The sequence below is a fragment of the Gemmatimonadaceae bacterium genome (genome assembly GCA_020846935.1).
Taxonomy (GTDB): domain Bacteria; phylum Gemmatimonadota; class Gemmatimonadetes; order Gemmatimonadales; family Gemmatimonadaceae; genus RBC101.
In genome coordinates this window covers 126,251-149,793 of the sequence record JADLCY010000014.1, presented here as the reverse complement: position 1 = coordinate 149,793, position 23,543 = coordinate 126,251, and the positions used below count along the sequence as shown (strand labels likewise).

Sequence of the window (23,543 nt, the reverse complement as noted above, 5' to 3'; positions counted from 1 at the left end):
GGTGCAATGTGGAGGTGTAGGTCAAAGGAAGTCAATCGGTTGCGCCTCCTGTGCGTTTGCTTGACTTGAAGGGTCGCCAGGCTAACTTTCGCCCCGTGTCGGTGCGCACCGTGCAGCTCGTGCTGCACTACGACGGAGGCGCGTTCGCGGGCTGGCAAGTCCAGCCTGAGCGGCGGACCGTTCAGGGCGAACTCGAGCGGGTGCTCGCCGCACTGTGTGGACATCGAATCGTGGCCCAAGGGGCCGGCCGGACCGACGCGGGCGTCCATGCCCGCGGCCAGGTGGTCGGCGTGCAGGTGCCGGCAAAGTGGCAGGCGGCGACGCTCCGACGGGCGATGAACGCCCTGCTCGCGGATGATGTGTGGGTCGCGGCGGCGCACGAGATGCGTCCCGAGTTCCACGCTCGTTTCAGTGCGACCGCCCGACGGTATGCGTACCACGTCGGCACGGACGACTCCGCCCTCTCGCCCTTTCGCCACTCATGGGAGTGGTACGTTGCCCGACCTCTCGATCGCGCCGCCCTCGACGCCGCGGCGGCGCACATCCGGGGACGCCATCGCTTCCTCGCCTTTGCCGTGCGCGGCACCGCACCACACACCGACGATCACTGCTGCGACATCTCGCGCGCGGAGTGGTGCCCGAGTGCGCACGGACTGACGTTCCATGTCGAGGCGAATCGATTCCTCCATCACATGGTACGTTTCCTCGTCGGCACCATGATCGACATCGCGTCGGCACGCCGGCCCGCGGAGGACATGGAGCGCCTCCTGCTCGCCGAATCGAACGACGACGTGTCTGCCCCCGCACCGCCGCACGGCCTCTTCCTCGAGGCCGTCACGTATCCGAACGACCTCTACCTTCGTTGAACATGTGCGCTCGTGTCCCGGCCCGGCTGTGGTCGCTTGGCGTCTCGCTGACCGGAGCCCTCGCGTGAAGGCGGTGCTCGCATCGATCGCCCTCGCACTCGGCCTGGCGTGTGAAGGCGCTGCCAGCGCCGGCGAGCAGCGCCCGCCCGCCGCGGCCGCCGATACCGCGCAGCGACTCGCGCAGGCGGCGCAGATCTCGGCGCAGCGGCGCACCGCCATCACCGAGGCCGTCACGCGCATCGCGCCCGCCGTGGTCACCGTGCAGACCGAGACCGTCGAACGCGTGCCCGTCGATGTCTTCGAGAGTTTTTTCGGCGGCCGCTCGGGTCAGCAAACGCAATCGGGTATCGGGTCCGGGTTCATCATCCGACCCAATGGCGTCATCGTCACCAACGAGCACGTCGTCGGAGGCGCGACCCGCATCTCGGTCATGCTGCGCGACGGCACCACCTATCCCGCGAAGGTGCTCGGGCGGGATGAAGCCAACGACCTCGCCGTCCTCAAGGTCGAAGCCTCCAACCTGCCCATCGCGACGCTCGGCAACAGTGACCAACTGCTGATCGGCGAATGGGCGATCGCGATCGGGAATCCGTTCGGCTTCGTTCTCGGCAACACCGAGCCCAGCGTCACCACGGGCGTGGTCTCCGCGACCGGACGCAACCTGCTGGGCCGCAGCGAGGGGAACGGAGTGTACCTCGGCATGATCCAGACTGATGCCTCCATCAATCCGGGCAATTCCGGCGGACCGTTGGTGAATGCGACCGGGGAAGTCATCGGCGTGAACTCCTCGATCTACACGCCCAGCGGGGGGTCCATCGGCCTCGGGTTCGCGATCCCGATCAACCGCGCGCGTCGCGTGGTCGACGACCTGCTGGATCACGGCAAGGTTCGCCGGCCCTGGATCGGCGAGAAGCTGCTGACGCCGGACGGAAGTAACCCGCGGGATGTCGTCGCCGCGGGCGTCGTGATCCGATCGGTCGTGCCCGGATCGCCGGCCGCGAAAGCCGACCTCCGGCCCGGCGACGAAATCGTCGCGGTCCGCGGAAAGACGCTCAGGAACGTGTTCGACTGGGAGGCCGCACGACTCGACATGCGAGTGGGTGAGAGCGTGACGCTGACCGTGCGCCGCGGTGAGCGCGAACGCGCCGTCACGGTCGTGGTGGCGGACCTCCCGGAAGTCAGCGCGCCACGCGTCACCGTGATGCGCGAGATCGAACTGACCACGCTGACGCCGCAGATCCGCGCCGAGCGCGGATACCGGAGCCAGCAGGGCGCGGTCGTGGTAGGCGTCTCGGATCGCGTGCGCGATGAGATCGGCATCCAGACCGGAGACCTGATCGTGCAGATCAATCGGTCGGCGATCCAGGCGGCGAGCGACGTCTCGCGCGCGCTGGAGTCCTACGGTGGCCGCGGCATCATTCGCATGGTGTTCGAGCGACAGGGCTATCTCTACACCCGCGACTTCGAGATCCGTTGACGTCACGCACCACGTACTCCTCACCACTCTCCGAGCGCTACGCCTCGCAGGCGATGCTGGCGCTGTGGTCACCGCAACGGCGCTACGGCCTGTGGCGACAGCTCTGGCTCGCCCTGGCGGAATGCGAGCGCGACCTCGGCGTCGGGATTCCGGCCGACGCGATTGCCCAGATGCGCGATCATCTGGAGGACATCGACTTTGACGCGGTCGCGGCCTACGAGAAGCGCTTCCGGCACGACGTGATGGCGCACGTGCACGCCTTTGGCGACGTGGCGCCGGCGGCCAAAGGACACATCCACTACGGCGCGACGTCGTGCTACGTCACCGACAATGCCGAGTTGATCCTGATGCGCGAGGCATTGGGCGTGCTGCGCGAGAAGGTCGTGGGCGTGCTGCGCGCGTTGCGAAGCTTTGCCGCCACATGGCGTGACCAACCGACGCTCGGCTACACGCACCTGCAGGCTGCGCAGCTTACCACGGTCGGCAAGCGAGCCACCTTGTGGATGCAGGATCTCGTGCTCGACCTGGCGGACCTCGACTACCGGATCGCCACGCTTCCGTTCCGCGGCGTGAAGGGCACGACAGGTACCCAGGCGTCGTTCCTCCAGATCTTCGATGGCGATCACGAACGCGTGCGCGAACTCGATCGGCGCGTGACGCGGGCGATGGGATTCGCGGCCAGCATCCCTGTGACCGGCCAGACGTACTCCCGCAAGGTGGACGCACAAGTCCTCGGCGTCGTCGCCGGCATCGCCGCCAGCGCGGCGAAGTTCGCGAGCGACCTGCGCATGCTCCAGTCGTTTGGCGAGATCGAGGAGCCATTCGAGAAGGATCAGATCGGGTCGTCGGCGATGGCCTACAAGCGCAACCCGATGCGCAGTGAGCGCATCAACTCGCTCGCGCGTTTCGTCGCCTCGCTCGAGACCAACGCCAATCAAACGCACGCGGTGCAGTACTTCGAGCGGACCCTCGACGACTCCGCGAACCGGCGGCTGGTGATCCCGGAGATGTTTCTGGCGACCGACGCGATTCTCGTGTTGCTCGGCAATGTGACCGCCGGTCTCGAAGTGCATCGCGCGCGAATCACCGCACGCATTCGCGAGGAGCTGCCGTTCATGGCGACCGAGGATCTGATCGTGCGGGCGGTGCGTCAGGGCCTGAGTCGCCAGGACGCCCACGAAGTCATCCGTCGGCATTCGATCGCCGCGGCGCGGGCGATGAAGGACGAAGGGACACCCAACGACATGCTGGATCGGCTCGCGGAGGATCCCGGGTTCCCGGTGGCCATCGCCGACCTGCGCGCTGCGCTCGAACCCGAGCGCTTCGTCGGGCGCGCGCCGCAGCAGGTCGATGAGTTTCTCACCGAGGTGATTGACCCACTCCTCCGTGGTGCGGCGGCCGGCGCTCCGCTCGAGGAGGTGCGCGTATGACCGTCGCAACGACCGCCCTCCCGCTCCCGCTGCTCCGCCGTGGCAAGGTGCGCGACGTGTACGAGGTCGACGCCGAGCGGCTGCTGATCATCGCGACCGACCGGGTCTCTGCCTTTGACGTCGTGATGCGTGAGGCCGTGCCGTTCAAGGGCGCTGTGCTCACGCAGCTCACCGCGTGGTGGCTCCGGCAACTGGAGGGCACGCTCGAACATCACATGCTGTCGTCCGACGCGGATGACATCGTGCGTCAGGTACCCGCGCTCTCGGACTCGCGTGATCTGCTGCGTGGTCGTGCGATGCTCTCGCGTCGCACCGAGGTCTACCCGATCGAGTGCGTCGTGCGCGGCTACATTTCGGGGTCGGCGTGGAAGGAGTATTCGGCGTCGGGCACGCTGGCCGGTGAAGCGCTGGCCCTCGGGCTTCGTGAAAGCGATCGCCTCACACCCACGGTGTTTTCGCCCGCAACCAAGGCAGAGAGCGGCCATGACGAGAACATCACGATCGGTCGGATGCGGGAGATCGTCGGCGACGACGTGGCCCGTCACCTGGAGGAGCTGTCCCGCACCGTGTACGCCTTTGGCTGCCGGGCGGCCGAGCCGCGCGGCATCATCATCGCCGACACCAAGTTCGAATTCGGCCACGTGAACGGACGCACACTGCTCATCGACGAAGTGATGACGCCGGACAGCTCGCGATTCTGGGCGCAGGACTCGTACGCGCCCGGGCGCGGCCAACCGAGCTTCGACAAGCAGCCGCTGCGCGACTACCTCGATGGCGAACGCCGGGCCGGAAGGTGGAACGGCGACGCCCCACCCCCGCCTCTTCCGGCAGCGGTCGTTGAAGCCACGAGCCTCCGCTACCTGGACGCCTATCGCCGGATTACCGGCGACTCTCTCGACACCTCGGTGCTCTCGTGAGCTTCGCGCGCGAAGGCCTTCCGTTCATCGGCATCGCCACGCTCATCGCGCTGGCCGGCTATGCCGCCGCGCTCTCCATGCGCTCGTGGCCCTTCTGGCTGGTGGCGTTCCTCCTCACGCTCATCACCCTCTGGGTCGCGTACTTCTTCCGCGACCCCGAACGCACCGGTGAACGCGGCGCGGACCTCGTCATCGCACCCGCTGACGGGCGCGTGGTGCACGTCACGGAGGTCGACGAACCCGCCTTCCTGCGCGGCCGGGCGCTCCGCGTGTCGATCTTCATGAACGTGTTCAACGTGCACGTGAACCGATACCCGGTCTCGGGAACGGTGCGCTACGTGCACTACAACCCGGGCAAGTTCCTGAACGCGGCGACGGAGAAATCTTCGCTGGAGAACGAGCAGAGCTCGGTGGGTCTCGAACACGACGGGCGCCGCATCCTCGTCAGGCAGATCGCCGGGCTCGTAGCCCGCCGCATCGTGACCTACAGCCGCGAGGGCGAGCGCGTCGAGCAGGCCGAGCGCATGGGTATCATCCGCTTCGGCTCCCGTGTCGACGTCTTCCTGCCAACATCGGCCGAGGTCCTCGTGAAGGTCGGCGAAACCACCGTGGCGGGAACCACGGTCATCGGCCGGCTCCCGTCGAAGTAGCGATGGCACGCCCCCTCCCTCGCCCTGTCGTCCTGCTGCCGAACGGGTTCACCATGGCGAACCTGTTCTTCGGCGTCTTCGCGATCGTCGCGGCGTCACGCGGCGACTACTCGCGCGCCGGGACGTACGTGGTGCTGGGCGGGATCGCCGATGCGCTCGACGGACGCGTGGCGCGCGCCACGCGCACGGGGAGCCGCTTTGGCGAAGAACTCGACTCGCTCGTCGACGCGATCTCGTTCGGCCTCGCGCCTGCGCTCATCATGTACTTCGCCGTGCTCAACCAGCACGGCTGGGACTGGATCTTCTGCTTCCTGTTCACGATGTGCGCCGTGATCCGCCTGGCGCGATTCAATGTCGAGCAGGCCGGGCGCGCCAAGACGCACTTCCACGGCCTGCCGAGCCCCGCCGCGGGCATGACGCTGGCCACGTACTACTGGTTCTCGCAGACGCCGCTGTACACGCAGACGATGATCGCGGACCTGCCGTGGCACGTGATGCTCCGCTACATCATGCTGGCGCTGGGCTTCCTGATGATCAGCAACGTGTCGTACGCGGCGTTGCCGACCATCGGCTATCGCACGGTGAAGGAGATCCTCGGCTCGCTGCTCGTGCTTGGCACTATCGCCGGCGTGATCTTCCTGCCCAAGCAGTTCTTCTTCCCGGCGCTCATGGGCTACATCGTCTATGGCTTGGCGCGGACGGTCTTCTTCGGGCTCCTTGGGCGTCTCCCGCGCGGTGAGTTCGACGTCGGAGAAGACGACGTGGTCGGCGGGACCGAGGATGGCCTGCCGCGTCGACGACGACGGCGGCGCCGTGCACGATCCGAGCGTCGCGACGATGTCGGCCAGCTTCCCCCAACCAACTCCTGAGAGGATTCCGGGCATGTCCCGTTTTCGCGTTGCCGTTCACATCGTGCCTCGGAAGGGCATCCTCGACCCGCAGGGCAAGGCGGTGACCGACGCCCTGCACGCCCTCGGCTTTGCCGCGGTCGCCGACGCGCGCGTCGGCCGGCACGTGGTGCTCGACGTCGACGCCGCGTCAACCGACGGGGCCCTGGCGTCGGTGCGAACCATGTGCGACAAGCTCCTCGCCAATCCGGTGACCGAGGACTACGAGATCGCCGGAGTGCACCCCGCATGAAGTTCGGCATCGTCGTTTTTCCGGGCACCAACCGCGACGGGGACGCGTTCGACGCCGTCACCGGGCCGTTGGGTGCGACGGCCGTGCGCCTCTGGCACAAGGACCACGACCTGCAGGGCGCCGACGTGATCATCCTGCCAGGGGGATTCAGCTACGGAGACTACCTCCGCGCGGGCGCGATCGCCCGCTTCAGTCCGATCATGCAGGAGGTCATCGCCCACGCGAGCGCCGGCGGCCCGGTGATCGGCATCTGCAACGGATTCCAGATCGCCTGCGAGGCGCACCTGCTCCCGGGCGCACTGCTCCGCAACGCCAGCCTCCAGTTCCGAAGCCAGCCGGTCACCCTGCGCGTGGAAACGAACGACACGCGCTTCACCAATCAGTATCGCAAGGGACAGCTCCTGCGTGTGCCGATCGCGCACGGCGACGGGCGGTTCGTCATCGACGCCGAAGGGCTCGATCGCCTCGAGGCCAACGGTCAGGTGGTGTTCCGGTACGCCGACGCCAACGGTCAGCTCACCGATGCGGCAAATCCGAATGGTTCGCTCGATCACATCGCGGGCATCGTGAACGAGCGTGGCAACGTCCTCGGCCTGATGCCGCACCCCGAGAACGCGATCGATGCGCGGCAAGGCTCGCGCGATGGTCTCGGGCTCTTTGAATCCGTCCTCGCGCGCGTCAACGCCTGACGACGCCGCCTTCGCCAATCGCCCCCCGCCCCTTCCTCCGATGTCTGACCAGAAGCCGAGCCGCAACGAGGACGAGTACTTCGTCAAGATGGACGCGGACCTCATCAAGGATCAGCGCGCACGGCTCGATGCCGAGCGCGCGCGCGCCGAGCGCCGGACGCATTTCATGAAGTGCCCGAAATGCGGCGCCGACCTGCGGGAGACGGAGTTCCATCACATCAAGCTCGACCGGTGCCCCGACTGCGACGGCGTGTGGCTTGACAAGGGAGAACTGGAGATGCTGGAACACGTGGACCAGAGCGCGATCCGCGGGTTTGTGCGCTCGATGTTCGGGCTCAAGTAGGCATGGGCGCGTCTCCACGACCTGGCGATCCGGTCATCTCTCCCGCGCTCGTCGCCGAGCACGGGCTCACCATGGACGAATACGACCGGCTGGTGAACATGCTCGCTCGCACCCCGACGTTCACCGAGCTGGGGGTCATTTCGGCGCTGTGGAGCGAACACTGTTCGTACAAGCACTCACGACCGGTCCTTCGCACCCTGCCGACGAAAGCGCCGCACGTCCTGCAGGGACCGGGCGAAAATGCCGGCGTCATCGCCATTGGCGACGGACTGGCCATCGCCTTCAAGATCGAGTCGCACAACCACCCTTCGGCGGTCGAACCCTACCAGGGGGCGGCCACCGGCGTCGGCGGCATCCTGCGCGACGTGTTCACGATGGGAGCGCGTCCGATCGCGCTGCTCAATTCGCTCCGCTTTGGATCGTTGGAGAGCCCGCGCGTGCGCTGGTTGGTGTCGGGCGTCGTGAAGGGCATCGGCGACTACGGCAACTGCGTCGGCATCCCCACGGTCGCGGGCGAGGTGGTCTTTGACCCGGCCTACGAAGGCAACCCGCTCGTGAACGCCATGTGCGTCGGGCTCCTGCGCGAAGACGAGTTGATCCGGGCCAAGGCGCAGGGCGTCGGCAACCCGATCATCGCCGTCGGCGCACGGACCGGGCGCGATGGCATCCACGGGGCGTCGTTCGCCTCGGAGGATCTTACCGCCGAGAGTGAAGCGCGGCGCCCACAGGTGCAGGTCGGGGATCCGTTCACCGAAAAGCTGCTTCTCGAGGCCAGCCTGGAACTGATCAGGAGCGGGCACATCGTCGCCATCCAGGACATGGGCGCCGCGGGACTCACCTCGTCGTCGGCGGAGATGGCCGAGCGCGGCGATGTTGGTGTCACGATCGACACCACTCGAGTGCCGGTGCGCGAGTTCGGGATGACGCCGTATGAGATCCTGCTCTCCGAATCGCAGGAACGGATGCTCGTCGTCGCGCGAAAGGGCCACGAGGATCAGGTGCGGGCGATTCTCGAACGATGGGATCTGGTGGCGGCGGTGATCGGCGAGGTGATCGCCGAGCCGGTCTATCGCGTGACCGAGGGCGACCGGGTGGTTGCCGAGTTCCCCGGGTCACGGCTGGTCACCGACTGCCCGATGTATCACCCCGACGCGAAGGAGGGCGAGGAGGTCCAGCGCCTGCGCGCGGTCGACGTGCACGGCATCGCCGAGCGCGCCGAGGAGCGCGACCCCATGTGGACACTGGAACAGCTGCTCTCGAGCCCAACGATCGCAAGCAAGCATTGGGTGCACCGGCAGTACGACTCCACGGTCCGCGGGCAGACGCTGCTGGGCCCTGGTCACGGAGACGCCGCCGTCGTCCGGATCCCCGGCACGCGCAAGGCCGTGGCCCTCAAGACGGACTGCAACGGCCGGTACGTGTACCTCGACCCCCGCACCGGCGGCCGGATCGCGGTGGCCGAAGCGGCCCGCAACGTGGCGTGCACCGGCGCGCGCCCCATGGCCATCACCAACTGCCTCAACTTCGGCAACCCCAGGCGGCCGGAAGTGTTCTTCCAGTTCCGTGAGGCCGTTGGCGGCATGGGCGATGCCTGTACGGCGTTAGGCACCCCGGTGACGGGCGGGAACGTGTCATTCTACAACGAGAGTCCCACCGGAGCGGTGTTCCCGACGCCCACCATTGGCATGGTGGGCCTCGTCGACGACGTGGATCATGTCGTGGGCGGCGCCTTCCGCGTACCCGGTGATGCCATCGTGCTGCTCGGTGAACCCACGAGCGAACTCGGAGCGAGCGAGTACCTTTCGCGGATCCATGCGCGCACCGTGGGCGCGCCGCCCTCCTGCGATCTCGACGGCGAACGACGGCTCATCGAGGCCCTGCTCGATGCCATCCGCTCCGGCGCGGTACGGTCAGCGCACGACTGCAGCGACGGCGGGCTCGCGGTGGCCCTCGCCGAGAGCGCCATGATGAACCGCGAAGATCCCTTCGGGCTCGAGGTGGATCTGTCGACGTGGAAGGCGCTCCCGCTTCGCGCGCTGCTGTTCGGCGAAGCGCAGGGACGGATCGTGGTGTCCACGGCGGATGCGCCTGCGGTGCTGGCGATCGCCGCTCGGCACGGCGTGAGCGCATGCCGCATCGGCACGGTTGGGGCATCCAACGGCGACTTCGCGCTGGTCGTTGGCGCGCACCAGTGGCGCACCTCGATCGCCCGCCTTGGCGAGGCATTTCACCAGGCCATTCCCCGACTCATGTCGCGGGTGGCCATCTCCACCGACGAGGCGGCGCTGGCCGTCGCGGGAGACAGCTGACATGTGCGGGATATTCGGCGTTTATGGCCATCGGAACGCGGCCGCCATCACCCACCTGGGACTCTACTCCCTGCAGCATCGCGGGCAGGAGTCCGCGGGCATCGTGGCTGTCGATGGAGAACACGTCGCGCGCGGCTCGCGCAAGATGGGCCTCGTGGGCGAAGGCCTCTCCGCGACCGAGCTCGAACACCTGCCCGGTGTCGTGGCGATCGGCCACACGCGCTACAGTACGGCGGGAACCTCCACGCTGGACAATGCGCAGCCGGTGCTGGCCCGGTTCAAGGGCGGCCACGTGGCGCTGGCGCACAACGGCAATCTGACCAACGCCGTCGAGCTCCGCGACGACCTGGAAGATGCCGGCTCCATCTTCGCCTCGACGATGGACTCCGAGGTCATCGTGCATCGCCTCGCACGCTCGCGACACACGGATCCCGAGCGCATGCTGGCCGAGGCGCTCGATGGCGTCGAGGGCGCGTATTGCCTGGCCGTGCTGATCGGCGAGACGCTGCTGGCCGCGCGTGACCCGCACGGGTTCCGCCCGCTGGTCATCGGGACGCTTGGCGATGGGTACGTGGTCGCATCGGAGACGTGCGCGCTGGACATCGTTGGCGCGACACTGATGCGCGAGGTGGTGCCCGGCGAGATCGTCGCGATGGACGCGCGAGGGCTGCGCTCGTTCCAGGCGTTCCCGGCAGCGCGACCGCTGGCACGGTGCGTCTTTGAACACGTCTACTTTGCGCGTCCCGACAGCTACGTCTTCTCAGGTTCGGTCGACCGTGCGCGTCGGGCCCTTGGCCGGCAGTTGGCCAGGGAACGCCCTGCCCCGACGGCGGACCTCGTGTTCGCCGTCCCCGACAGCTCCAACGCTGCCGCGCTCGGGTACGCGGAAGAGTCGCGCCTGCCGCTCGAGCTGGCGCTCATCCGCAACCACTACGTGGGCCGCACCTTCATCCAGCCGACGCAGTCGGGCCGTGATTCGAAGGTGAAGGTGAAGTACAACGCCGTGAAGGAGGTGCTCGTCGGCAAGAGCGTGGTGATGGTGGACGACTCCATCGTGCGCGGTACGACGACGCGAGGGCTCGTGGCGCTCGTGCGCGCGGCGGGCGCGCGCGAAGTCCACATGCGCGTTTCGTCGCCGCCAATCACCGGCCCCTGCTACTACGGTATCGACACGCCGAACCGCGAGGAGCTCATCGCTGCCACGCACACGCTCGACGAAATCGCCCGCCAGATCGGCGTCGACTCGCTCGGGTACCTCTCGCTCCAGGGGATGCTGCACGCGGTGCCTGGTGGGCCGAGCGGCTTTTGTCACGCGTGCTTCTCGGGCGAGTATCCGACCGCGGCGCCACTCGTCGACCTGATGCGCGCCGGCAAGGATTCCTGATTCTGCACCCCATCAACCCGGAATACGTGGCAATGGAACGGCTGGTCTACTTCTTCGGGAACGGCTCAGCCGATGGAACCCGCGACATGAAGGCGATCCTCGGCGGCAAGGGAGCCAATCTCGCCGAGATGACCAATATCGGCGTTCCGGTGCCACCAGGGTTCACCATCGCGGCGTCCACGTGCCTCACGTACCTGAACGGCGGTGCGCGACCCGAGGGACTCGAGCGCGAGGTCGAGGCCCATCTCACCAAACTCGAAGCCGCCACGGGTCGCGGGTTCGGCGACCCGCAGAACCCGCTCCTGGTGAGCGTGCGATCGGGCGCCGCGGTCTCCATGCCGGGCATGATGGAGACCATCCTCAACCTCGGCCTCAACGATCGCACGGTCCAGGGCCTCGCCCAGCAGAGCGGCAACGCGCGCTTTGCGTACGACTCGTATCGCCGGTTCCTTCAGATGTACGGCGACGTGGTGCTCGGCGTTCCGATCCACGACTTCGAACATCTGCTCAAGGCCAAGCGCATCACCTCCGGCGCCGACACCGACGCCGCCCTCGACGAAGACGCGCTGCGCAATCTCGTGGAGGAGTACAAGGCACTCGTCAGGCACAAGACGGGGGCCGGCTTTCCGATGGACCCGCGCGAGCAGCTGTGGGGCGCGATCGAGGCGGTGTGGAAGTCCTGGACGCTTAAGAAGGCCGTCGACTATCGGCGCGTGAACGGCATCGCCGACACCCTCGGCACCGCGGTGAACATCGTGGCCATGGTCTTCGGCAATCTCGGCGACGACTCGGGGACCGGCGTCGCTTTCACGCGCGACCCGAGCACCGGAGAGCGCCGCTTTTACGGCGAGTTCCTGGTGAACGCTCAGGGTGAAGACGTCGTGGCCGGCATCCGAACGCCGCTGCACATCGACGGCATGGCGGAACAACTGCCCGGCGCATACCGCGAACTGCTGCGCATCCAGGACGTGCTCGAGCGTCACTTCCGCGACATGCAGGATCTCGAGTTCACCGTGGAGCGCGGCACGCTGTATCTGCTGCAGACGCGCACCGGCAAGCGCACCGCGGCCGCCGCGGTGCGGATCGCGTGCGACATGGTGGACGAGGGGCTGATCGCCGCGCCGGAGGCGATCGCCCGGGTCAATGCGTCGCAGCTCGATCAGCTGCTGCATCCGGTCATCGATCCGTCGGCGCGCGCGACGCCCATCGCCGTGGGCCTGCCCGCGAGCCCTGGTGCGGCGTCCGGGCTGGCCGTCTTCGATCCCGATGTGGCCGAACGGCGCGCGACCAAGGGTGAGTCTGTGATCCTGGTTCGCGAGGAGACCACGCCCGAAGACTTCCACGGCATCGTCGCCTCGCGCGCAGTGCTCACCTCCCGCGGGGGGATGACGAGCCACGCCGCGGTTGTCGCGCGCGGCATGGGCAAGTGCGCCATCGTCGGCTGCAAGGACGTCGACGTGTATGTCGACAAGCGCGAGTTCCGCGTGGGCGAGACCGCAGTGAGCGAAGGCGACTGGATCACCCTCGACGGCGCGACGGGTCGGGTGTTCATCGGCGACCTGCCGACCGTCCCCAGCGAAGTCGTGCGGGTAATCGCCGGCCAGCTCGCACCGACGCAGGCGCCGCTGCACCAGGCCTTTTCACGCGTGCTTGCGTGGGCCGACGACACCCGACGACTCACGGTGCGCGCGAACGCCGACACGCCGCGTGATGCCCGTACTGCGCGGGCCTTTGGCGCCGAGGGCATCGGCCTCTGCCGCACGGAGCACATGTTCTTTGAAGGCGACCGCATCAGCGCCATGCGCGAGATGATTGTCGCCCACGACGAAGGCGGCCGGCGCCGGGCCCTCGCCAAACTGCAGCCGATGCAGCGCGCGGACTTCGAGGGCATCTTCGAGGCGATGGACGGATTTCCCGTGAACATCCGGCTGCTCGATCCGCCGCTGCACGAGTTCCTTCCGCACGGCGGCGAGGAAACCAAGTTGCTGGCACGCCAGCTCCGGCTCACGCGCGACGAACTCACGCGGATCGTCGATGGGTTGCGCGAGACCAACCCGATGCTCGGTCACCGGGGCTGCCGACTCGGGATCACCTATCCGGAGATCACCGAGATGCAGGGCCGGGCGATCTTCGAGGCGGCGGTACGCGCGATGCGGCGCGGGCTCGACGTGCAGGTGGAGATCATGGTGCCGCTGGTCGCCACGCTGCGCGAGTTCGAACACCAGCGGGCGATCCTCGAGGAGTGCCACGCGCAGGTTGCACGCGCCATGGGCTTCGAGATCCGGTTCCAGATCGGGACGATGATCGAGTTGCCGCGGGCCGCGCTCACCGCCGGCGACGTGGCGCGTGGCGCGGAGTTCTTCTCCTTTGGCACCAACGACCTGACGCAGACGACGTTAGGCATGAGCCGGGACGATGCCGGCCGCTTCCTGCCGGGTTACGTCGAGCGCGGTCTCCTGCCCGAGGATCCGTTCCAGGTGCTCGACGTGCAGGGCGTGGGCAAGCTGATCCGGATGGCGGTGCGCGACGGACGCGACGCACGGCCGGGGCTCAAGACCGGAATCTGCGGTGAACACGGCGGCGAGCCGCGCTCCATTGCCTTCTGTCACGAGGCCGGGCTCGACTATGTTTCCTGCTCTCCGTTCCGCGTGCCCATCGCGCGGCTCGCGGCGGCCCAGGCGGCGCTCGCGACCTAGGGCAAGCTGGCCGGGGCACGTTCGACGCCCGCCGGACGCCCGCGCCGTTGACGGTCGGGGCCCGGTGGGCTAGCGTCGCCGCTCCTGCACCCGAGCCGAACCCCGTGTCCGCTCCAAGGAAAGCCCCATACCCGCTCGCTGGACGCGTCGACGCTGCGCACACGACGATTGTCCGGTTTCCCGATACCGAGGTCACCATCGGTGGCAATCGGGTTACGGTGATCGCGGGGCCGTGCTCGGTCGAGGGCTACGACATGCTGCGCGACGTCGCGAGCGCCGTGAAGGCCTCCGGCGCCGCCCTGCTCCGCGGCGGCGCGTTCAAGCCACGAACGTCGCCCTACACGTTCTCCGGCCTCGGGGTCGATGCGCTCGAGATGCTCGCCACCGTGCGGGCCGAAACTGGGCTCCCCGTCGTGACCGAGGTCATCGACACGCGGCTCGTCGACACGGTCGCGATGTACGCCGACGTCCTGCAGATCGGCGCCCGCAACATGCACAACTACGCGCTGCTCTCGGAAGTCGGTCGGCTGCGCAAACCGATCCTGCTCAAGCGGGGCTTTGCCGCCACGATCGCCGAGACCGTGATGGCCGCCGAACACATCATGACCCAGGGCAACACCGACGTCATCCTGTGCGAGCGCGGCATTCGCAGCTTTGACACGGCCACGCGCAACACGTTCGATGTGGCTGCCGTGCCCGTGCTCAGGAAGGAGACGCACCTTCCGGTTTTCGTCGACCCGTCGCATGCCGCCGGCCGCACCGACATCGTCGCCGCGCTTTCCTATGCTGCGATCGCCGCCGGCGCCGACGGACTGATCATCGAGGTGCACCCGCAACCCGCCAGTGCACTCTCCGACGCGGACCAGTCCCTCTCGACATCCGAGTTCGACGCCCTCATGCGCGGGCTCGCGCCCTTCGTCGCCGCGAGCGGCCGCACGCTCGTCGCCCCCACCACGGGCGCAACGCACCCTGGCGTCGCGCCATGACGCTCCCCGCGACCCCGCAGGACGCCGTCCGTCAGCTCGCGCGGCTGCGCGAGGAGATCGAGCTCCTGGATCGGCAGATCATTGAGCTGGTCGTGCAGCGCGCACGACTCGCCGAGGAAGCGGGCGAGGCCAAGCGCGTGGCCGGACTTCCGCTCCTCGACCCCGTGCGCGAAGCACGCGTGATGGAGACGGCGGCCGAAGCCGCGCGCCAAGCCGGGATCCCCGATGCCGACGTTCGACAGATCTTTCGCCTGCTGATCACCATCGCCCGAAAATCCCAGGAAGTCGTCCCGTGAACCGCCCGATGCCAGACACCGCCCCCACCGACGCCCGTCCCGTCGATCGCATCTTCAACGACCCGCAAACCACGACCGACTTCCGCTTCGACTCGCGCACCGCCGGCGTCTTTGACGACATGGTCGGGCGTTCGGTGCCGTTCTATCACGAGATCCAGCGGATGACCACGGAGCTCGCGGCCGACTTTGCGGTGCCGGGGACCAACCTCTACGACCTGGGATGCGCGACGGCGACCACGCTGATCGCGTGCGAACCGGTCGTCGATCCGCGAGTGCGTTTCATCGGCATCGACAACTCGCGCGAGATGCTCGACAAGGCGCAGGCCAAGCTCGATGCCGTGCCGAGTTCCCGCGAACGTTCGCTCGTCCTCGGCGACCTGCACGAAGACCTGCCGATCGAGAACGCCTCTGTCGTCATCCTCACCCTCACCCTGCAGTTTGTCCGCCCGCTGCATCGTGAGCGACTGGTGCGGCGCATCGCCGAGGGGCTCAACCCACAGGGCTGCCTGATCCTGGTGGAGAAGCTCACGGAACACGACACGCTCTTCAACCGCCTCTGGATCAAGTACTACTACGAGATGAAGCGGCGACACGGGTACTCCGAACTGGAGATCACGCAGAAGCGGGAGGCCCTCGAGAACGTGATGATCCCCTACCACCTCGAGGAAAACCAGTCGCTGCTCACCACGTGCGGCTTCACGAAGTTCCAGACGTGGTTCCGCTGGTACAACTTCTGTGGCATGATCGCCGTCAAGTGACCTCGGCGTCGTCCGACCCGATGCCCGGGCTTCCCGCCAACCCGGCGTGGCTGGTTACACTCGGCAACTTCCTGTTCAAAACGCGCGACGGCCTGTTCCCCGTCGTGCTGATCGCGCTCATCGCGCTCAGCCGACCGATGCTGTTCCACGACAATGCGTCGCAGGCGCGGATCGTTGATGGCGTGGCGGTGACCATCGCTGCCCTGGGCCAGCTGCTGCGCGTCGCGGTCATCGGATACCGCTACATCGTGCGCGGCGGTCGCAATCGAGAGGTGTACGCCGAGGGGCTCGTCACCACCGGCTTCTTCTCGCTGAGTCGGAACCCCCTGTACGTCGGCAACATCATGATCCTCGTCGGGTTGCTGTTGCTGTGGCACAGCACGCTGGCCATCGGCGTTGGCATCCCGTTGTTCCTGCTCGCCTACCGAGCGATCGTGGCCGCCGAAGAGGCTTACCTCGGGCGCCAGTACGGTGCGGAGTACGGCGCGTATTGTGTGCGCGTCCCCCGCTGGTGGCCTCGGCTCGGCGGCATTCGCGCCGCGACAGCGGGCATGACCTTCAACTGGCGCCGTGTGATCCTCAAGGAGTACGGCAGCGCCGCCTACTGGATGGCCGGTGCGGCGGTCCTCCTGTTCCTGAAAGCACGCCGATACGCCGAGGTCGACGGAAGCACAGTGCGCACCTGGCCATACGCCGCCGCCGTGGCGCTGGTTGCGGTGCTGTGGGGCGCGGCTCGCTGGCTCAAGAAGAGCCGCCGCCTCCGCGAGGACGGCGGGAGCCCTCGGTCCGCCGCGTAGGTCCGGCCGCGCGCCCCAGGGGACACTCTTGTTCGTCACATCTTGACAATCAAGAGTAAGCACGCGAGGTTCCGGCTCGACTCACTTCGCGAGGCGCGGCGTGGACCAGGTCAGTACCGATGTCATCCAGGGCACGCTCGACATGCTCATCCTCAAGACGCTGAGCCTGCAGCCCCTGCACGGCTTCGGCATCGGCCGACGGATCGAGCAGGTGTCGCGCGGCGTCTTCAAGGTCAATCCGGGTTCGCTGCTGACCGCCCTGCAGCGGCTCGAGCGCGGCGGGTTCCTCGATGCCGAGTGGCAGGAGACGGAGAACGCGCGGCGGGCGCGCGTGTACTCGCTCACCCGCGCCGGCCGCAAGCGACTCGACGACGAGACCGCCGACTGGCAGCGCCGCACCGGCGCCGTTGCCCGTCTCCTGCGCGCCGAGGTCTGACCCATGCACCTCTGGCGCCAGACGATCCGTGGATGGCGCGCACTCACGCGCCGCGAGGAAGCCGAGCAGGAGATTTCGTCGGAGGTCGCGCACTACCTGCACGAGTCCACGAAGGCGCATCGCGCGCGCGGCCTCGACGCGGAGGCCGCGGAGCGCGCCGCGCGGGCGGAATTCGGAAGCCTGACAAGCGTCGAGCAGCAGGTGCGTGGCTATGGCTGGGAGCGGGTGGTCGAGGGCACGGCGACCGACATGCGCCGCGCGGTCCGACGCCTCATCGCGCAGCCCTCGTTTTCCCTCGCGACCGCGATCACGCTCGCGCTCGGCATCGGGGGCACGACCGCCATCTTCAGTGCCATCAAGCCGACGCTCCTCGATCCGCTCCCGTATCCGCAGGCGCACGAGATCGCCCTGATCCGCGAACTCCGGCCGGATGGCGCCGAGAACGGCGGGACGTTCGGCATGTATCGCGAACTGGCCGCGCGCTCGCGCAGCCTGACCGCGATCGCCGCCGTGAAGGATTGGCGGCCCACGCTCACCGGCATCGAACGCCCCGAGCGCCTCGATGCGCGACGCGTCTCCGCCGCCTGGTTCGCGGTGCACGGCAAGGCGCCCTCCCTCGGACGGCCCTTCACCGAGGCCGACGACGTGCATGGCGGCCCCGACGTCGTCGTCATCAGCGATGCGTTCTGGCACGTGCGCTTTGGTGGCGACGCCGCCGTCGTTGGGCGACAGCTCCGGCTCGACGATCGCCCGTTCACGATCGTTGGTGTCATGCCGCCGGGCTTCGAGGACGTCCTCGCGCCGGGAGCGACGGCCTGGGCTCCCTTGCAGTACGCCATCACCGAAGGGCGCGCCTGGGGCCACCACCTGCGAACCGTCGCGAGGCTTCGACCGGACGTCTCCTTTGCGCAGGCCACGCAGGAACTGGACGCCATCGGTACCGCCGTGCTCCGGGAGATGAAGCCTGAGACCTACGGCCGCGAGGTACGATTCGCGGCCCTGCCCCTTCAGGAAGCGATCACCGAAGGCGTCCGCCCGGTGCTCCTTGCGATGCTGGTCGCGATGAGCCTCGTGCTCGTGATCGCCTGCGTGAACGTGACCAATCTCGTCGTGGCACGCGATGCCGGCCGCCAGGGTGAGTTTGCGTTGCGCGCCGCCCTGGGCGCCGGACGGGTGCGACTCGTCAGGCAGGTTCTCACCGAGAGCGTCGTGCTCGCGGGCCTTGGTGGAGCGCTCGGCCTCCTCGTCGCCGCCGGTGGGGTCCGTGCCCTTCGGGCGCTCGCGCCGGCGGACATGCCGCGCGCCGCGGCGATCGGGTTCGACAGCGGCGTGTTTGTCTTTGCCGCGGTGGTCAGTGCGCTCGTTGGCCTGGCATTCGGCGTCCTGCCAGCGCTACGCGCCACCAACAACGATCCACAGCAAGCCATCCAGGGAGGCCAGCGCCGGACCGTGACCTCCCGGCGGCGCGCCACGCGGTTCCTCGTGGTGCTCGAGGTGTCGCTCGCGGTGACGCTGCTCGTGTGCTCGGGCCTGTTGCTGCGGAGCCTGACCCGAGTGTTCTCGGTGGACGCCGGCTTTGTGCCCGATGCGGTGCTCACGATGCAGCTGCACCTCGGGCGGCGCCCTCCCGGCGGCGACTCCGCCATCGACGCCGTGTTTCAGCGGGCACTGGCGGAAGTACAGCAGGTGCCCGGAGTCGCCAGCGCGGCGCTCACCAGTCAGCTGCCGCTGAGCGGCGACCAGGACCTCTATGGCGTGCAGTTCGAGCCAGTCATCGACCAGGATCCCGGCGAACTGCGCGGCACCTACCGATATGGAGTCAGTACGGACTATTTCGCCACGATGGGTATCGCGCTGCGTCGCGGTCGACTCCTCGGTGCAGACGACGACGCGGATGCTGCACCCGTGGCCCTGGTGAGCGAGTCGCTCGCGCGGCGCCGTCTTCCAGGGCTGGACCCGATCGGACGGCAGATTCGCGTCGGACCCAACGGCCCGTTCACGCTGGTCGGGGTGGTGGCCGATGTGAAGCAGGTCTCACTCGCTCTCCACGAGCCGGACGCCGTCTACGTGCCTGCGGCGCAGTGGGCAGGCGTGGACCCGACCGTGTCGCTCGTCGTGAAGGGGCGATCGGCGCTCCCGGCGCTCGACGGCGCGGTGCGCGAGGCGGTGTGGTCGGCGGACGCGGACCTGGCCATTGCACGCGCGATGCCCATGGCCGCGATCGTCGCCGACTCCGCGTCGGAGCGTCGCTTTGCGCTGATCGTATTCGAGGCGTTTGCGCTCACGGCGCTCCTGCTCGCGGCCGCCGGTATCTACGGCGTGCTGGCTGGCAACGTCGCCGAACGCACGCGCGAGATCGGTGTGCGCACGGCCCTCGGTGCACCGCGGGGATCCCTGCTCCGACTCGTCGGCAGTCACGCGATGCGACTTACCGTGGCCGGCGTCGCACTCGGCGCGATCGGGGCCGTCGTGGCCACGCGGATGATCTCGGGCCTGCTGTTCGAAGTCTCCGCGCTTGACGCCACCACATACCTCGGCGTCATTGCGCTGCTCTCGGTCGTCGCCTCGGTCGCCGCGATCGTGCCGGCCTGGCGAGCGATCCGAATCGATCCAGCGAGTACGCTGCGGAGCGATCAGGCCTGACCTCGCGACACTGGCCGTCACCGCGCGGAGGCGGCTCGGAGCGCTGGCGGTCGGGCCAGCCCCCTGACCTGTCGATGGTCACATCGCGCGGCCATCTTGCTGGCTTCCTCGACCGCGCTGCCGATGCCGACCGATCGCCGCACGTTTCTCAAGGTGTCCGCTGCTGCCGGCGGCGCCCTTGCCCTCGGGTCACCGGGCATCTCGCGCAGGGCGCAGGCGCAAGGCGCACCGTCCACGGCAGACGTCGGGCGGGCGAGCGCCCCGCTCAACATCCTCATCATTGGCGGTACCGGATTCACCGGACCCGAACAGGTCGAGTATGCGCTCGCCCGGGGTCACCGCATCACGCTGTTCAACCGCAACCGCACCCGACCCGACTTCTTCAAGGGCAAGGTCGACCAGCTGCTCGGCGACCTGAGCGGCGACGCGAGCGCCCTGCGAGGCAAGCGATTCGATGTCGTGATCGACAATCCGACGACCTTTCCATACTGGGTGCGCAACGCGGCCCAGTACCTCAGGGGGAACGTCGGCCACTACCTGTTCATCTCGACGATCTCGACGTACCCCGACAACAGCGTGCCTGACGCGGACGAGAGCGCGGCGACGACTCCGATGCCGGAAGGGGTGGACCCGTACACGCTCGTTCGCGAACACGCGGGACAGTACTACGGCGCCCTCAAGACGTTCTCGGAGCAGGAAGTCGCGCGTCAGTACGGAAGCAATCACACGGTCATTCGGCCAGGACTCATCGTCGGACCGCTCGATCGTTCGGATCGATTCACCTATTGGCCGGCGCGCATCGACCGCGGTGGCGAAGTGCTCGCGCCCGGCACGCCCGACGATCCGGCGCAGATCATCGACGCGCGCGATCTCGCCGAGTTCACCGTGCGGTGCGCCGAGAACCGGGTGTTCGGCACGTTCAACGCGACAGGTCCCGCCAAGCCGACGACGATGGCCGAGGTGCTCTACGGCATCAAGGCGGTCACCAACGCAGGCGCGTCGTTCGTGTGGGTACCGGCTGACTTTCTCGCGACGCAGCAGATTCGCGGCTGGCGCCACATGCCCATCTGGCTTCCACCGACAGGGGCGACCGCTGGGTTCCTCCGTCGGAACATCGACAAGGCCCTCAAGGCTGGACTCACGTTCAGGCCCCTCGCGGTGACGGCGAAGGACACGCTCGACTGGCATCGCGCGCGCCCCGAGGCCGAACGGACGGCCCTGGAGAACGGTACGATTGCCGGCATCCCGGCCTCAAAGGAGGCCGAGGTCATCGCCGCGTGGCGCGCGTCCCGACGGGGCTGAGCAACCCGCGGGAATCCGTGCGCTGATCGCGCGCCAGAAACGCGAAGCCCCAGCCGAGCGGCTGGGGCTTCGTGTTCAGTGGAGGCGCGGGGATTCGAACCCCGGTCCGAGATAAGATCGACCACAGTTTCTACGTGCGTAGCCCACCGGTTGAGGTCTGCAGCAACTGGCCGGTAGGCCGCCCATCGCTGCACAAGCCTCCTTGAGTTTCGCCCGACGTCAGGAGGCGCGACGCCGGACTATCCCGATATTGCGATACTCGAAAGGCCGCCTCGGGCGGGCTTCCAGTCGAGCAAGGCGCGTACCGTACTAGACGTTACGCAGCCAGGGCCAGTTCAGAGTTGGCAGTTGTGAGTTTGCCGAGTGTTTTACCAGGGGCTCAGCACCTGGGCACGCCACCGCAGCGTCACCGACCCCGTCGAAGCCAAGTCGCCCCCGAAACGGTCGAGACTTGACGAAGGCTAAGGGAATCATCGAGGAAGTCAAGCGGTTCCCAATGTGACGTCTTGCGTGAACTGACGGCGTAAAGCAGTTGTCACACAACGTGTTGTCCGGCGAACTGCATAAAGAACCCGAGGCCCAGGGGTTCGACGGGTCGCGTGGACCGGGCCCTCCGGGGCGCACGCCAACGGCTGGTCCGGGTCGGGACCGGCCACCCGTTGCCCGAGCTACCGGGCGACGATGCGACCGGCCGCCATCGCGGCGCCAAAGCCGTTGTCGATGTTCACCACGGTAACCCCAGCCGCGCAGGAGTTGAGCGCGGTCAGAAGCGGGGCAATTCCGCCAAACGCCGCCCCATAGCCAACGCTGGTCGGCACGGCGATCACCGGACACGCCACAAGTCCTCCAACCACGGATGGCAAAGCGCCGTCCATGCCCGCAACGACGATGATCACTGAGGCCTCGCGAAGCGTGGCCGACCGCGACAGGAGCCGGTGGATCCCGGCGACCCCTACGTCGGTGAGCCGGTCGACGTGGATGCCGATCGCGTGCAGCGTTTCGACGGCCTCCTCGGCGACCGGTAGGTCGCTCGTGCCTGCGGTCACGACCAGCACCCGCCCGGTTCGGGCCTCGACGGGTCGGTCCGCTGGCAGCGCCACTGTGCGCGCGAGGTCATTCACGCGCGCTCCCGCGAAGCGGGCCACGAGCCCGGCTCTCACCTCGGGCTCGGCGCGAGTGACCAGGAACCCGTCGCCGCGCGCTGCCAGTCGCTCGGCGATCGCGACGACCTGCTCCCGGGTCTTGCCGGCACCGAAGATGACCTCGGGAACGCCCTGACGCAGTGCCCGATGATGATCGACCGTCGCGAACCCGAGCGATTCCAGGGGCGCGGTGGCCAGCTGCTCCAGCGCTGCCGCCACGGTCAACGTGCCGCGCACCACTTCATCGAGAATCGCGCGCGCGCGTTCCGGTGTCACGCCTCCACGGACTCCAGTGTGGGCCCCGTGGCCTCGAGGTGATGCCCCGCCGACAGGTACGCCTCGAAGATGCCCTCCACCTCGCCAAAGCTGTTGACCGCGTGCAGGCGACGGCGCAGATCCGCCGAGTTGGGAAGTCCCTTGACGTACCAGCCGAGGTGCTTGCGGAACTCCACGGCGGCGCCCTCGGGATCGGCCTCATAGCTCTGCACCATACGCGCGTGCTCGAGCGCAATGGCGAAACGCTGCTCCACGGGCGGCGTCGCCGGCATCGGGCGACCCTCAAGCAGTGCGCGCGCCTGGTCGAAGATCCACGGCTGACCGAACGAGCCGCGCGCGATCATGAGGCCGTCGGCGTTGGTGAGCTCCTTCATGCGCACCACATCCTGCGGCGTCTTGATGTCTCCGTTGCCGATCACCGGGATCGAGAGCGCCGCCTTGACCGCGGCGATCTCCTCCCAGCGCGCAAAGCCGGTGTACATCTGGGTACGCGTGCGCGGGTGCAGCGTCAGCGCGCCGGCTCCGGCGTCCTGGCAGCGGAGCGCAATGGCCACAGGGTCCCGAAGCTCTTCGCTCCAACCGCTCCGGATCTTCACGGTGACCGGGAGATGCGTGCCGGCGCGAACCGCGCGGATGACGGCCTGCACCAGGTCGAGGTCCCGCAGGCATCCGGAGCCACCGTTGCGACGCACGACCTTCTTGACCGGGCAACCGAAATTGATGTCGATGAAGTCGGGCTGGAAAACGTCCGTAACCAGCGCCGCCGCCTCACGCATGGCGGCCGGGTCCGCGCCAAAGATCTGGACGCCGATCGTCCGCTCGTCGGCGCCGAATCGGAGCTTGGCCACCGTCGCCGGATTTTCTCGCCGGATGCCCTCGGCGGACAGGAACTCGGTCACGACCACGTCCGCCCCGTGCTGACGACAGAGGCGCCGGAACGGGGACTCCGAGACCCCAGCCATGGGGGCCAGGATCAGTGGGAGGGGGTGGCGAACGGGGTATGGGA

General features: G+C 68.0%; 21 protein-coding genes and 1 other RNA gene. 19 read left to right on the top strand and 3 right to left on the bottom strand.

The genetic code is table 11. The features are described from left to right. Positions 1 to 95 precede the first annotated feature (95 nt). The 19 genes from truA (at position 96) to IT361_17210 (ending at position 21,119) form a co-directional block, all read left to right on the top strand. The gene (truA, locus tag IT361_17300) at positions 96 to 866 is read left to right on the top strand and encodes a tRNA pseudouridine(38-40) synthase TruA (protein ID MCC6319431.1); all 771 of its coding nucleotides are present in this window, start codon (positions 96 to 98) and stop codon (positions 864 to 866) included. Positions 867 to 930: 64 nt separating this feature from the next. After that, positions 931 to 2,343, top strand: a complete 1,413-nt coding sequence (locus IT361_17295) for a trypsin-like peptidase domain-containing protein (protein MCC6319430.1) — start codon at positions 931 to 933, stop codon at positions 2,341 to 2,343. Continuing rightward, a complete protein-coding gene (locus IT361_17290) occupies positions 2,340 to 3,773 on the top strand; it encodes an adenylosuccinate lyase (GenBank protein MCC6319429.1) in 1,434 nt (477 codons plus the stop codon). Before IT361_17295 ends, IT361_17290 begins: the two co-directional genes overlap by 4 nt. Then, positions 3,770 to 4,690, top strand: a complete 921-nt coding sequence (locus IT361_17285; GenBank protein MCC6319428.1) for a phosphoribosylaminoimidazolesuccinocarboxamide synthase — start codon at positions 3,770 to 3,772, stop codon at positions 4,688 to 4,690. Before IT361_17290 ends, IT361_17285 begins: the two co-directional genes overlap by 4 nt. Then, positions 4,687 to 5,340 carry a phosphatidylserine decarboxylase family protein gene (locus IT361_17280; protein ID MCC6319427.1) on the top strand — a complete coding sequence of 218 codons (654 nt, stop codon included), beginning with the start codon at positions 4,687 to 4,689 and terminating at the stop codon, positions 5,338 to 5,340. Before IT361_17285 ends, IT361_17280 begins: the two co-directional genes overlap by 4 nt. A 2-nt stretch (positions 5,341 to 5,342) precedes the next feature. Continuing rightward, on the top strand, positions 5,343 to 6,209 hold the full coding sequence (gene pssA, locus IT361_17275; GenBank protein ID MCC6319426.1) for a CDP-diacylglycerol--serine O-phosphatidyltransferase: 867 nt from the start codon (positions 5,343 to 5,345) through the stop codon (positions 6,207 to 6,209). 13 nt (positions 6,210 to 6,222) lie between these two features. Further along, positions 6,223 to 6,480: a phosphoribosylformylglycinamidine synthase subunit PurS gene (gene purS / locus IT361_17270; GenBank protein MCC6319425.1), complete on the top strand. Its 258-nt coding sequence runs from the start codon at positions 6,223 to 6,225 to the stop codon at positions 6,478 to 6,480. Continuing rightward, the gene (gene purQ / locus IT361_17265; GenBank protein ID MCC6319424.1) at positions 6,477 to 7,169 is read left to right on the top strand and encodes a phosphoribosylformylglycinamidine synthase subunit PurQ; all 693 of its coding nucleotides are present in this window, start codon (positions 6,477 to 6,479) and stop codon (positions 7,167 to 7,169) included. The genes purS and purQ overlap by 4 nt, the downstream gene beginning before the upstream one ends. Before the next feature lie 40 nt (positions 7,170 to 7,209). Continuing rightward, positions 7,210 to 7,512, top strand: coding sequence for a zf-TFIIB domain-containing protein (locus IT361_17260; protein MCC6319423.1), 303 nt, complete (start codon positions 7,210 to 7,212; stop codon positions 7,510 to 7,512). Between the two features lie 2 nt (positions 7,513 to 7,514). Then, the gene (gene purL, locus IT361_17255) at positions 7,515 to 9,821 is read left to right on the top strand and encodes a phosphoribosylformylglycinamidine synthase subunit PurL (protein MCC6319422.1); all 2,307 of its coding nucleotides are present in this window, start codon (positions 7,515 to 7,517) and stop codon (positions 9,819 to 9,821) included. A 1-nt stretch (position 9,822) separates the two neighbouring features. Then, positions 9,823 to 11,205: an amidophosphoribosyltransferase gene (locus IT361_17250; GenBank protein ID MCC6319421.1), complete on the top strand. Its 1,383-nt coding sequence runs from the start codon at positions 9,823 to 9,825 to the stop codon at positions 11,203 to 11,205. A 32-nt stretch (positions 11,206 to 11,237) separates the two neighbouring features. Beyond that, the gene (locus tag IT361_17245; GenBank protein ID MCC6319420.1) at positions 11,238 to 13,901 is read left to right on the top strand and encodes a pyruvate, phosphate dikinase; all 2,664 of its coding nucleotides are present in this window, start codon (positions 11,238 to 11,240) and stop codon (positions 13,899 to 13,901) included. Continuing rightward, positions 13,838 to 14,887, top strand: a complete 1,050-nt coding sequence (gene aroF, locus IT361_17240; GenBank protein ID MCC6319419.1) for a 3-deoxy-7-phosphoheptulonate synthase — start codon at positions 13,838 to 13,840, stop codon at positions 14,885 to 14,887. Before IT361_17245 ends, aroF begins: the two co-directional genes overlap by 64 nt. Then, positions 14,884 to 15,183: a chorismate mutase gene (locus tag IT361_17235; GenBank protein ID MCC6319418.1), complete on the top strand. Its 300-nt coding sequence runs from the start codon at positions 14,884 to 14,886 to the stop codon at positions 15,181 to 15,183. Before aroF ends, IT361_17235 begins: the two co-directional genes overlap by 4 nt. 8 nt (positions 15,184 to 15,191) lie before the next feature. After that, positions 15,192 to 15,941, top strand: coding sequence for a carboxy-S-adenosyl-L-methionine synthase CmoA (gene cmoA, locus IT361_17230; GenBank protein ID MCC6319417.1), 750 nt, complete (start codon positions 15,192 to 15,194; stop codon positions 15,939 to 15,941). Positions 15,942 to 15,961: 20 nt separating this feature from the next. Then, entirely contained in the window at positions 15,962 to 16,738 is a 777-nt protein-coding gene (locus tag IT361_17225; GenBank protein MCC6319416.1) for an isoprenylcysteine carboxylmethyltransferase family protein, read from the top strand. Positions 16,739 to 16,838: 100 nt separating this feature from the next. Beyond that, the gene (locus IT361_17220) at positions 16,839 to 17,174 is read left to right on the top strand and encodes a PadR family transcriptional regulator (GenBank protein ID MCC6319415.1); all 336 of its coding nucleotides are present in this window, start codon (positions 16,839 to 16,841) and stop codon (positions 17,172 to 17,174) included. A gap of 3 nt (positions 17,175 to 17,177) precedes the next feature. Next, on the top strand, positions 17,178 to 19,817 hold the full coding sequence (locus IT361_17215) for an ABC transporter permease (GenBank protein MCC6319414.1): 2,640 nt from the start codon (positions 17,178 to 17,180) through the stop codon (positions 19,815 to 19,817). A gap of 123 nt (positions 19,818 to 19,940) precedes the next feature. After that, on the top strand, positions 19,941 to 21,119 hold the full coding sequence (locus tag IT361_17210; protein ID MCC6319413.1) for an NAD-dependent epimerase/dehydratase family protein: 1,179 nt from the start codon (positions 19,941 to 19,943) through the stop codon (positions 21,117 to 21,119). A gap of 76 nt (positions 21,120 to 21,195) precedes the next feature. Here IT361_17210 and ssrA read toward each other — a convergent pair. The 3 genes from ssrA to dusB all read right to left on the bottom strand — a co-directional run bounded on the left by ssrA (position 21,196) and on the right by dusB (position 23,499). Next, positions 21,196 to 21,556, bottom strand: a transfer-messenger RNA (tmRNA) gene (gene ssrA, locus IT361_17205). Positions 21,557 to 21,787: 231 nt separating this feature from the next. Then, the gene (gene larB / locus IT361_17200) at positions 21,788 to 22,537 is read right to left on the bottom strand and encodes a nickel pincer cofactor biosynthesis protein LarB (protein ID MCC6319412.1); all 750 of its coding nucleotides are present in this window, start codon (positions 22,535 to 22,537) and stop codon (positions 21,788 to 21,790) included. Then, complete coding sequence (gene dusB / locus IT361_17195) at positions 22,534 to 23,499, bottom strand: tRNA dihydrouridine synthase DusB (GenBank protein ID MCC6319411.1); 966 nt, start codon at positions 23,497 to 23,499, stop codon at positions 22,534 to 22,536. Before dusB ends, larB begins: the two co-directional genes overlap by 4 nt. Between the last annotated feature and the right edge of the window lie 44 nt (positions 23,500 to 23,543).

Coding starts and splice junctions, on each gene's coding strand:
- IT361_17285 (MCC6319428.1), top strand. CDS start 3,770: ATGACCGTCGCAACGACCGCCCTCCCGCTCCCGCTGCTCCGCCGTGGC.
- cmoA (MCC6319417.1), top strand. CDS start 15,192: ATGCCAGACACCGCCCCCACCGACGCCCGTCCCGTCGATCGCATCTTC.
- IT361_17260 (MCC6319423.1), top strand. CDS start 7,210: ATGTCTGACCAGAAGCCGAGCCGCAACGAGGACGAGTACTTCGTCAAG.
- dusB (MCC6319411.1), bottom strand. CDS start 23,499: ATGGCTGGGGTCTCGGAGTCCCCGTTCCGGCGCCTCTGTCGTCAGCAC.
- IT361_17215 (MCC6319414.1), top strand. CDS start 17,178: ATGCACCTCTGGCGCCAGACGATCCGTGGATGGCGCGCACTCACGCGC.
- IT361_17245 (MCC6319420.1), top strand. CDS start 11,238: ATGGAACGGCTGGTCTACTTCTTCGGGAACGGCTCAGCCGATGGAACC.
- purL (MCC6319422.1), top strand. CDS start 7,515: ATGGGCGCGTCTCCACGACCTGGCGATCCGGTCATCTCTCCCGCGCTC.
- IT361_17210 (MCC6319413.1), top strand. CDS start 19,941: ATGCCGACCGATCGCCGCACGTTTCTCAAGGTGTCCGCTGCTGCCGGC.
- IT361_17225 (MCC6319416.1), top strand. CDS start 15,962: ATGCCCGGGCTTCCCGCCAACCCGGCGTGGCTGGTTACACTCGGCAAC.
- purQ (MCC6319424.1), top strand. CDS start 6,477: ATGAAGTTCGGCATCGTCGTTTTTCCGGGCACCAACCGCGACGGGGAC.
- pssA (MCC6319426.1), top strand. CDS start 5,343: ATGGCACGCCCCCTCCCTCGCCCTGTCGTCCTGCTGCCGAACGGGTTC.
- IT361_17250 (MCC6319421.1), top strand. CDS start 9,823: ATGTGCGGGATATTCGGCGTTTATGGCCATCGGAACGCGGCCGCCATC.
- IT361_17235 (MCC6319418.1), top strand. CDS start 14,884: ATGACGCTCCCCGCGACCCCGCAGGACGCCGTCCGTCAGCTCGCGCGG.
- purS (MCC6319425.1), top strand. CDS start 6,223: ATGTCCCGTTTTCGCGTTGCCGTTCACATCGTGCCTCGGAAGGGCATC.